At 71.3% G+C, this 9,151-nt stretch carries 9 protein-coding genes; 5 read left to right on the plus strand and 4 right to left on the minus strand.

The window, feature by feature from the left end; translation table 11 throughout:
- Window positions 1-416 precede the first annotated feature (416 nt).
- The 3 genes from AOM05_RS13805 to AOM05_RS13815 all read left to right on the plus strand — a co-directional run bounded on the left by AOM05_RS13805 (window position 417) and on the right by AOM05_RS13815 (window position 5,157).
- On the plus strand, window positions 417-2,792 hold the full coding sequence (locus AOM05_RS13805) for a glycoside hydrolase family 3 C-terminal domain-containing protein (RefSeq protein WP_062523239.1): 2,376 nt from the start codon (window positions 417-419) through the stop codon (window positions 2,790-2,792).
- Between the two features lie 78 nt (window positions 2,793-2,870).
- Window positions 2,871-4,697, plus strand: coding sequence for a BCCT family transporter (locus AOM05_RS13810; protein WP_082097581.1), 1,827 nt, complete (start codon window positions 2,871-2,873; stop codon window positions 4,695-4,697).
- 22 nt (window positions 4,698-4,719) lie between these two features.
- Window positions 4,720-5,157 carry a hypothetical protein gene (locus AOM05_RS13815; protein WP_062523241.1) on the plus strand — a complete coding sequence of 146 codons (438 nt, stop codon included), beginning with the start codon at window positions 4,720-4,722 and terminating at the stop codon, window positions 5,155-5,157.
- Here the strand turns inward: AOM05_RS13815 and AOM05_RS13820 are convergent, their stop codons facing one another.
- From AOM05_RS13820 to AOM05_RS13835, 4 genes are read right to left on the minus strand one after another with little or no spacing between them, the layout of a single operon-like run.
- The gene (locus tag AOM05_RS13820; protein WP_062523243.1) at window positions 5,158-5,661 is read right to left on the minus strand and encodes a GyrI-like domain-containing protein; all 504 of its coding nucleotides are present in this window, start codon (window positions 5,659-5,661) and stop codon (window positions 5,158-5,160) included.
- Window positions 5,658-6,380: a flavodoxin family protein gene (locus AOM05_RS13825; RefSeq protein WP_062523245.1), complete on the minus strand. Its 723-nt coding sequence runs from the start codon at window positions 6,378-6,380 to the stop codon at window positions 5,658-5,660. Before AOM05_RS13825 ends, AOM05_RS13820 begins: the two co-directional genes overlap by 4 nt.
- Window positions 6,381-6,412: 32 nt before the next feature.
- Complete coding sequence (locus AOM05_RS13830; protein WP_062523248.1) at window positions 6,413-6,676, minus strand: DUF1232 domain-containing protein; 264 nt, start codon at window positions 6,674-6,676, stop codon at window positions 6,413-6,415.
- Window positions 6,677-6,700: 24 nt separating this feature from the next.
- Window positions 6,701-7,189: a beta-class carbonic anhydrase gene (locus tag AOM05_RS13835; protein WP_062523250.1), complete on the minus strand. Its 489-nt coding sequence runs from the start codon at window positions 7,187-7,189 to the stop codon at window positions 6,701-6,703.
- 74 nt (window positions 7,190-7,263) lie between these two features.
- Between AOM05_RS13835 and AOM05_RS13840 the strand changes: the two genes are divergently transcribed.
- A complete protein-coding gene (locus tag AOM05_RS13840; protein WP_062523252.1) occupies window positions 7,264-8,028 on the plus strand; it encodes an SDR family NAD(P)-dependent oxidoreductase in 765 nt (254 codons plus the stop codon).
- A gap of 18 nt (window positions 8,029-8,046) precedes the next feature.
- Window positions 8,047-9,060: a LacI family DNA-binding transcriptional regulator gene (locus AOM05_RS13845; RefSeq protein ID WP_062523254.1), complete on the plus strand. Its 1,014-nt coding sequence runs from the start codon at window positions 8,047-8,049 to the stop codon at window positions 9,058-9,060.
- The last annotated feature ends 91 nt before the right edge of the window (window positions 9,061-9,151 follow it).

The following is a 9,151-nucleotide window of genomic DNA, read 5'->3' on the forward strand; positions in this document are numbered from 1 at the left end:
CCCCCAACGCACCCCCTGACAAGGCGGACGAGCCCGCTTCGGCACCCCCCGACCCTGGAACAAGACCACCCGCGACGACAGCGGCGACCGCGACGCCACCCGCTCCGGCATCCCGCCCACATAACTACCCCGCCCCGCGGCGCCACCCACCACGGGCGGCGCCGCACACGCACGTCCAGACACGTCCAAGCACGTCCAGGCACGCCCCCGGAACCCCCGATCTCCACCGCCACCGGGCGCGCGCGCACCACCGCCACCCTGACCCCACACGAGGCGCACCGACCCGCGCGACCCGACCCCGGCATCGTCCCGCGAACCACCAGGTACACGTGCCGAAGGTCACACCTGCACCCGGTGCCGCGCCGATAGGATAAGCACGCCGACGAAGCCGCCCCCACTCCCCACGAAGGAACCCCATGCGCGAGAGCTACGCGAAGGCCGAGCAGATCGTCTCGACCCTGTCCACCTCCGAGAAGATCCGCCTGGTCTCGGGCCGGGACGCATGGACCACGGAGGCCCTCGACGAGCACGGCGTCCCGTCCGTCATGCTCACCGACGGCCCCCACGGCGTGCGCAAGCAGACGGGTGCCACCGACCACATCGGCCTCAACGCGTCCGTGCCCGCGACCTGCTTCCCGCCGGCCGTCACGCTCGGCTCCACGTGGGACCCCGCGCTGATCGAGGAGGTGGGCGCCGCGCTCGGCCGCGAGAGCCGCGCGAACGACGTCGCCGTGCTGCTCGGCCCGGGTCTCAACATCAAGCGCCACCCCGCGGGCGGCCGCAACTTCGAGTACTTCTCCGAGGACCCCTTCCTCGCCGGCAAGATGGCCGCGGCGATGGTGCGCGGCATCCAGTCGCAGGGCGTGGGCGCGTGCCTCAAGCACTACGCGGCGAACAACCAGGAGTTCTTCCGGATGTCCGTCGACACCGTGGTGGACGACCGCACCCTGCGCGAGATCTACCTCAGCGGCTTCGAGATCGCGGTCAAGGAGTCGCAGCCGTGGACGGTCATGTGCTCCTACAACAAGGTCAACGGCGAACACGCCGACATGAGCCGCACCCTCCTCACCGACATCCTCCGCGACGAGTGGGGCTTCGACGGCCTGGTGATGTCGGACTGGTTCGCGGTGTCCGACCGCGCCCTCGGGATCTGCGCGGGCCTCGACCTCGAGATGCCCGGCAGCAACGGCACCTGGGACGCGGAGATCAAGGACGCGCACGCGAAGGGCCTGCTCACCACCGCGGAGCTCGACCTGGCCGCGACCCGCGTGATCGACCTGGTGCTGCGCAGCCGCAACGACGCCGCCTCCTCGCAGTCGGACCCGGCCACGCACCACGACCTCGCCCGCCGCGCGGCCGCCGCCGGCACCGTCCTGCTCACCAACGACGGCATCCTCCCGCTCGAGCGCACCGGCAGCATCGCCGTCGTGGGCGCGTTCGCGAAGAAGCCCCGCTACCAGGGCGCCGGCTCCTCGCTGGTCAACCCCACCCAGCTCGACACCTTCCTCGAGGCGCTCCGCACCGCGGTCGGCGACACGGCAACCGTCCACTACGCCCCCGGCTACGACGCCCGCACCGGCGAGACCGAGGAGGCCCTGCTGGCCGAGGTGCGTGACACCGCGCGCAAGGCCGACGTCGTGATCGTCCTCGCGGGCCTGCCGAACTCCTACGAGTCCGAGGGATTCGACCGCGAGCACCTCCGCCTGCCCGACGGACACATCGCGACCATCGCCGCCGCCACCGAGGCCAACGACCGCACGGTGGTCGCCCTCCTCAACGGCTCCCCGATCGAGATGCCGTGGGTGGACCGCCCCGCCGCGATCGTCGAGGCATACCTGGGCGGCCAGGCCGGCGGTTCGGCCCTCGCCGACGTCCTCCTGGGGGACGTCGCCCCGGGCGGCCGCCTCGCCGAGTCCTTCCCCGTCTCCGCCTCCGACCTGCCCTCGGACCGCGACTTCGCGCGCCGCCCCACCCAGGTCCAGTACCGCGAGGGCCTGTACGTGGGCTACCGCTTCCACGACTCCTCGGGCGTGGCCGCGCGCTTCCCCTTCGGCCACGGCCTCACCTACACGGCCTTCGACCACTCCGGCCTCACGGTGCGCAAGGTCAAGGACGGCTACTCGGTCACCGTGACCGTCACCAACGTGGGTCCGCGCGCAGGTGCCGAGGTGGTCCAGGTCTACGTGCGCGACCCCGAGTCGATCGCCTACCGCCCCGAGAAGGAGCTCAAGGGCTTCGCGAAGGTCCACCTCGAGCCCGGCACCTCGGAGAAGGTGACCATCCGCCTCGACCGCCGCGCGTTCTCCGTGTGGGACGTGCGCGCCCAGGAGTGGCGGGTGGAGCCCGGCGAGTTCGAGATCCTCGTGGGCGCCTCGTCCACCGACATCCGCGCGCGCCGCACCGTCACCGTCGCCGAGGGCGAGGCCGTCTTCCCGTCGCACGGACCGTCCGCGTTCGTCGCGACCGACGAGGAGTTCCGCACCATGCTCGGCTCCGAGATCCCCGAGGCCGCCAGCGTGGTGCCCTTCCACCGCGACTCGACCATCGCGGACCTCCGTGAGACGGTCACCGGCCGCACCACCGCGAAGATCCTCACGCAGCAGGCCGCCAAGCAGTTCGACTCCGAGACCTCGGACGAATCCACCGAACTCATGCTCGTGGCCTCCCTCAAGGCCGCACCGCTGCGCATGGTCGCGATGGCGAGCGGCGGCAAGCTCACGCTCAAGAGCCTCGATCGTATGATCGCCCTGCTCAACGGCACCTCGGCGAAGGCCTGGCGCAACCGCGGCTGAATCCGCGCAACCCGGCCCCCCACGGGGCAAGATGGGTAGCGGGGCGGCGCGAGCCGCCCCGCTACCAGGGGAGGCGCCATGACCAGCTCGGGCGGCAGCACCGGCACCAAGGTCCACGAGCCGATGACTCGCGGCGACCTCGCACGCTGGGTGTTCTGGCCCTCGGCCGGCCTCATCCTCGGCTTCGTGAGCTTCGCGATCATCGCGCCCGACGCCGCCGAGTCGCTGTTCGACGCGATCCAGCGCGACATCATCGACGCGTTCGGCTGGTACTACGTCCTCATCGCGGCCTTCTTCGTGGCCGTCACCCTGTACATCGGGTTCAGCCGCTACGGCGACATCACGCTCGGCAAGGACGGCGACGAGCCCGCCTTCTCCAAGTTCTCCTGGTACGCGCTGCTGTTCGCCGCCGGCATGGGCATCGGCCTCGTGTTCTACGGCGTCGCCGAGCCCCTCGCCCACTACGCCGACCCTCGCCCCGGCGTCACCGGCACCGACGCGCAACTCGCCCAGTCCGCCATGTCGCAGACGTTCCTCCACTGGGGCGTGCACGCCTGGTCCATCTACATCGTGGTGGGTCTCGCGATCGCGTACGCCGTGCATCGTCGCGGCCGCCCCGTCTCCATCCGGTGGGCGCTCGAGCCGCTCCTGGGCCGCAGGGTCGAGGGCCGCTGGGGCAACGTCATCGACATCACCGCGGTGCTCGGCACCCTGTTCGGCATCGCCACCTCGCTGGGCCTCGGCGTGCTACAGATCTCCGCGGGCCTGTCCGCCGCCGGCATCGCCGAGCCGACCACCACCACCCAGGTGGTCCTCATCATCATCATCACGATCGTCACGCTCTTCTCCCTGCTCACGGGCCTCGCGCGCGGCATGAAGTGGCTGTCGAACATCAACCTCGCCCTCGCAGCGATCCTCCTGGTGTACGTGCTGTTCAGTGGTCCCACGCTGTTCCTGCTGCGCGAGTTCGTCCAGTCGCTCGGCAACTACATCCAGAACTTCGTGGGGCTCAGCTTCAACGTGTCGGCGTACGCCGGCGCGGAGGGCGCCGCCTGGCAGGCCAGCTGGACCACGTTCTACTGGGGCTGGTGGATCTCTTGGGCGCCGTTCGTGGGCATCTTCATCGCACGCGTCTCGAAGGGCCGCACGGTGCGCGAGTTCGTGTGGGGCGTGCTGCTGGTGCCCGCGATGATCACGTTCCTGTGGTTCGCGGTCATGGGCGGCACGGCCCTCTACACCGAGCTCTTCGGGGCGGGCGGGCTGATCGCCGCCGACGGCTCCATCGACTACGAGGGCGCGCTGTTCGACATGCTCGCCCAGCTCCCCGGCGGTGCCGTCGCCAGCCTCGGAGCAATCCTGCTGGTCGGCATCTTCTTCGTCACCTCCTCCGACTCCGGCAGCTTCGTGCTGTCCATGCTCACCTCCGGCGGGCAGGAGAACCCCGCACGCTGGGTGCGAGTGTTCTGGGCGTGCACCACCGCAGCCGTCGCCATCGCCCTGCTGCTGTCCGGCGGCCTGACCGCCCTGCAGACCGCCGCCATCATCACCGCGCTGCCCTTCAGCTTCGTGATGATCGGCATGGTCGTGTCGCTGTTCCGCGCCTTCGAGCGCGAGCATCGCGCCTACCTGCGGACCACGCGCGAGCAGTTCGTCGAGCACATCGGCGACACGTACGGGCTGGAGGCCCCGGTCCCGGGCGCGGAGACGGAGCCGCGCCTCCGCATGTCTTGGCGGCGGCGCCGGAGGGACGATGCGACGGCCAGGCAGCGGTCCGGCGCGCCTGCCGCTCCGGTCGCCGAGGCACCCGAGCAGCATTTCGAGTCGCTCGACACGGACTCCATCGCGATCGCGCACCGCGAGAGCGAGGCCTCGGACGGCGGCGAAGGCGACGCGAAAGGCAGCTGACGCCCACCTCTACGCTGGGGCCGTGCGCTTCTCGTACGCCCTGGGGCTGCCGCGGCAGCTGGTGCTCACCGTCGTCGCCGTGTCCGCGGTCGAGATCCCGGTCGCGCACCTGCTGCTCGCGCGCTGGAACCCCGCGGTCGCGACCGCGGTGACCGCGCTCTCGATCGCCTTCATCGCGTACGTCCTGGTCGACTGGGTGGCCGCGGTGAGGCGACCGTACGTCCTCACCGACGACACGCTCACCCTGCCCCGCGGCCTCCGTGCGGCGGTCGAGGTCCCCACCCGGCGCATCGTCTCCGTGCGGGCCGTGCCGTCGAACGACGGCCTGTCATCGCAGGCGCTGCGCACCGTCTATGCGGGCGAGGCCAACGTGCTGCTCACCCTCGACGACGGCACGGCGCACGCCGTCGCGGCCGACGACCCCGCCGCCCTCATCGCCGCTCTGAGGCCGGCGGGCTAGCTAGTCAGCGGATCCCGCGTCGGGCTCGAGCAGCACGCAGACCTCGACCTTGCCCTCGGGCCCCTCCGGCCCCATGATCGGCACGTCCATGTAGTGCTCGTACCAGCAGGCGAAGTCCTGCCCGGTGGTGGTGCGCGCGGTGGCGGGGGTGATCCCGGCCTCCGCCCACGAGTCCATGAGCCCCCGCGACACCTCGCCGAGGTGCGCGTACGCGCCCGTGAACCGAGCGATCGAGTACGTGCCGGCGGGGAGGAGGTCGGGCTCGATGGGCGAGCCCTCGAGGTCGGCGGGGTCCACCAGGTGGCCCACCTCGATCGCGAAGTGGCCGTCGGACCGTGCGGAGACGTAGCGGATGATCGCGCCGCGCGGCGCGATCCCCCGGGATGCCAGCAGCGACGCGACGCGGTCGAACTCCTCCCCGACCACGTGGGGCAGGCGCTCGAGCGTCACCTCCATGGGCATCGCGACGTATGCGCGCTCGGGCAGGTCCTCGGTGACGTTCATCGGTACTCCGGGTTCGGGTGGTCGAATCGGGCTCCTGCGTCCCACTCCTTACGAGAGTTGCCGCCGGCGGGAAAGCCGCCGGAGTCCTTGAGCCAGCGCGCGGTGTGCAGCAGGTTCCACGTCATGAAGGTGGTGTTGCGCCGCGTGAAGTCGTTCTCGGGGCCGCCGCTGCCCTCGTCGAGATAGGACGGTCCGGGCCCCACCTCGCCGATCCACCCGGCGTCCGCGTTGGGCGGGATCGTGTACCCGAGGTGCTGCAGCGAGTAGAGGACGTTCATCGCGACGTGCTTGACGCCGTCCTCGTTGCCGGTGACCACCACGCCCGCGGTGCGCCCGTAGTAGAGGTACTGGCCGCGCTCGTTGAGCTCCCCCGAGAGGCCGTACAGCCGCTCGATCACGCGGGTCGCGATCGAGGACTTGTCGCCCAGCCACAGCGGGGTGCCGAGCAGCAGGATGTCCGCGTCGAGGATACGGGGCGCCAGCGCGGGCCAGTCGTCGCGATCCTGGTTGCCGCCGGGCACGTCCTCGCGCATGTCCGGGTACACCCCCGGCGCGAGGACGTGGTCGACGGCGCGGATCACTTCCACCGTCACGCTTTGCGTCCGCATGATCGCGATCGCGTTGTCCAGCAGGCCCTGCGTGTGCGACAGCGTAGGCGAGGGCTTGAGCGTGCAGTTCACCACCACGGCGGTGAGGTCCGAGAAGTCCGGGGTGCTCATGGATCCGACGCTACGTCAGGACCGCCCGGCTGTCAGGACGAGCGGACCGTGCCCTCGACGTCGATCGCGCCGTCGCGGAGGCTCACCTCGAAGCGCTGCTTCTCGCGGGTGAGGAGCACCATGAGGATGCCCCAGAGACCCGCATCGTCCAGCAAGCCCAGGGGGCCGAGCACCAGCTCGGGGATCACGTCGAGCGGCCACAGCGTGTAGAGGACCGCGCCGGCGGCGGCCACCCACGTCATGGGCGCAAGCCGGTGCCGGCCGCTCTTCACCGCCTTGAGGAATGTCCACCACATGGGGCCAGTATGCGCCCTCGCCGGTCAGACGACCTCGCGCAGCTCGCCCGTGTGCACGTCGAACACGAAGCCGCGCACCTGGGTGGTGTCGACCAGGAACGGGTTGCGGCGCACGCGCTCCATCGACTGGCGCAGGTCCGCGTCGAGGTCGCGGAAGGACTCGGGGCTCCAGGTGGGCTTGAGGCCGGTCTCGTCGAGGAGCTGGTTGCGCAGCTCGTCGTCGGTGAAGGTGAGGGCGCCGCAGTCGGTGTGATGGATGAGGATGATCTCCCGGGTGCCGAGCTTGCGCTGCGAGATCACCAGCGAGCGGATCATGTCATCCGTGATGACGCCGCCGGCGTTCCGCATGATGTGCGCGTCGCCGATCTCGAGCCCGAGCAGCCCGAACGTGTCGAGACGCGAGTCCATGCACGCGACCACGGCGAGCTTGCGGCGCGGCGGCAGCGGACGGTCGGGCGTGTAGGTGGACGCGTAGGCGCGGTTGTTGGTGACAAGCTCGTCTGCGATGCCCATGACAGGCTCCTTCCGGGGAGGGGTTCCGGCCCAGCCTATTGCGGCCTGACCTCCGAGGTTGCCACGATGAGCCCATGCCACGCGTCCTCATCACCGGAGCCGCCCAGGGTCTGGGCTCCGAGATCGGTCGGCGCCTGTGCGACCTCGGCTACGAGGTGGTGGTCCACGGCCGCGACGCCGCACGCACGGATGTGGCGCTCGCCGCGGTGCCGGACGCGCTGGGCGGCGTGACGGGCCGGCTCGACTCGCTCGCGTCCACCCGGCTGCTGGCGGACGATGCACGGGGCCGGGGGCCGTACGACGTGATCGTGCACAACGCGGCCCTGGGCGGGGAGCAGGCCCGCGCGGCGCGCACGGAGGATGGGCTCGACCCGCTGCTGCAGGTCAACGTGGTCGCCCCGTACCTGCTGAGCGCGCTGCTCAGCCTGCCACGTCGGCTGGTGTTCGTGGGGTCGGACTCGGCCTTCCACGGCCGGCCGCTGGTGGACCTCGAGGTCCCGGAGCCATGGGACGGCCGCCAGGTGTACGCGGACTCGAAGCTGCTGCTCACCATGGTGGGCTTCGAGCTGGCGGCACGGCACACGGACCGGCCCATCAACGTGGTCCATCCCGGCTGGGTGCGCACCCGCATGGGAGGGCCGCTCGCCGCGCTGCCCCTGTCCGACGGCGCCGACACCCCCGTGTGGCTGGTGACCTCCGACGAGGCCGTCGCGCGTCGCGGCGGACAGTACGTCCACCGGCGGCGGGCGGAGAAGGCGCCCGCGGCCGCACTCGACCCGGCACTGCGTGCCGCCCTCATCGTGCGGCTCGCCGCGGTGACCGGCGAACACCTGCACTGACGCCCCTAGGATTCGGTTATGACACCCGCGCGCGCCTCGATGAGCGATGTGGCACGCCTTGCCGGCGTGTCCGGTCAGACCGTCTCGCGGGTCGCCAACGGATCCCTGAACGTCAGCGACGACACCCGCAAGCGGGTGCTCGCCGCGATGGAGTCCGTGGGGTACACCCCCAACACCGCGGCCCGCGCGCTGCGCAGCGGGACGTTCGACACGATCGGCGTGATCGCGCACCGGCTCGCCCGCACGGGCGAGTCGAGCATCGTCGAGGCGGTGGTGGCGGCCGCGCGGAACTCGGGTCACACGGTGACCCTGCTCGACATCGACTCCACGGATCACGAGGAGATGGCGGAGGCCGCCTCCCGGCTGTCCCATCAGGCGATCGACGGGCTCATCATCATCCGTGCGGAGATCGAGGATGCAGGGCGGCTGGCCCTCCCTGCAGGCCTTCCGGTGGTGGTGTCGGACGCGACCTTCGGCGGGCGCCTGCCGATGATCGGCTCGGACCACGCGGGCGGCGCGCGCGCGGCCGTCGAGCACCTGCTCGAGCTGGGGCACCGCACGGTGCACCACGTGACCGGCCCCGCGGACTCGATCCCGTCACGCGCCCGCCTCGCCGCCTGGCGTGGGGTGCTGCGCGAGCACGGGGTCGTGCCACCCGAGCCCATCCAGGGAGATTGGACCGCCGCGTCGGGGCATGCGGCCGCGGCGTTGGTCCCCGACGAGGCGACCGCCGTGTTCTGCGCCAACGACGAGATGGCCGCCGGCCTCATGCTCGCCTGCCAGGCGGCCGGGCGCTCCGTGCCGGGCGACCTCTCTGTGGTGGGCTTCGACGACATCCCCCTCGCGGGCTTCCTGTCCCCTCCGCTCACCACGGTGCGCCAGCCGTTCGCGGAGCTGGGTCGGCGCCTGGTCGAGGAGGTGCTCGCACGCATCGAGCGCGGCGCGCCGGTGGCGAACGTGCTGGGTGAGCCCGCCGAGTTCGTGCCGTGCACATTGGTGGTGCGCGAGTCGACCGCGCCGCCGCGCGGCTGAGGCACCGGGACCGCCAACCCGCCATCGACCGGCGTCATGCTGGGTATACGACAAGAGGCCCCACCGGATGGTGGGGCCTCTTGTGAAGGTA

It is taken from the genome of Demequina silvatica (genome assembly GCF_000971215.1).
Classification (GTDB): domain Bacteria; phylum Actinomycetota; class Actinomycetes; order Actinomycetales; family Demequinaceae; genus Demequina; species Demequina silvatica.

What these genes read in the sequence shown, in the direction of transcription:
- AOM05_RS13805 (WP_062523239.1), top strand. Translation starts at nt 417, where the DNA reads ATGCGCGAGAGCTACGCGAAGGCCGAGCAGATCGTCTCGACCCTGTCC.
- AOM05_RS13810 (WP_082097581.1), top strand. Translation starts at nt 2,871, where the DNA reads ATGACCAGCTCGGGCGGCAGCACCGGCACCAAGGTCCACGAGCCGATG.
- AOM05_RS13820 (WP_062523243.1), bottom strand. Translation starts at nt 5,661, where the DNA reads ATGAACGTCACCGAGGACCTGCCCGAGCGCGCATACGTCGCGATGCCC.
- AOM05_RS13825 (WP_062523245.1), bottom strand. Translation starts at nt 6,380, where the DNA reads ATGAGCACCCCGGACTTCTCGGACCTCACCGCCGTGGTGGTGAACTGC.
- AOM05_RS13830 (WP_062523248.1), bottom strand. Translation starts at nt 6,676, where the DNA reads ATGTGGTGGACATTCCTCAAGGCGGTGAAGAGCGGCCGGCACCGGCTT.
- AOM05_RS13835 (WP_062523250.1), bottom strand. Translation starts at nt 7,189, where the DNA reads ATGGGCATCGCAGACGAGCTTGTCACCAACAACCGCGCCTACGCGTCC.
- AOM05_RS13840 (WP_062523252.1), top strand. Translation starts at nt 7,264, where the DNA reads ATGCCACGCGTCCTCATCACCGGAGCCGCCCAGGGTCTGGGCTCCGAG.
- AOM05_RS13845 (WP_062523254.1), top strand. Translation starts at nt 8,047, where the DNA reads ATGACACCCGCGCGCGCCTCGATGAGCGATGTGGCACGCCTTGCCGGC.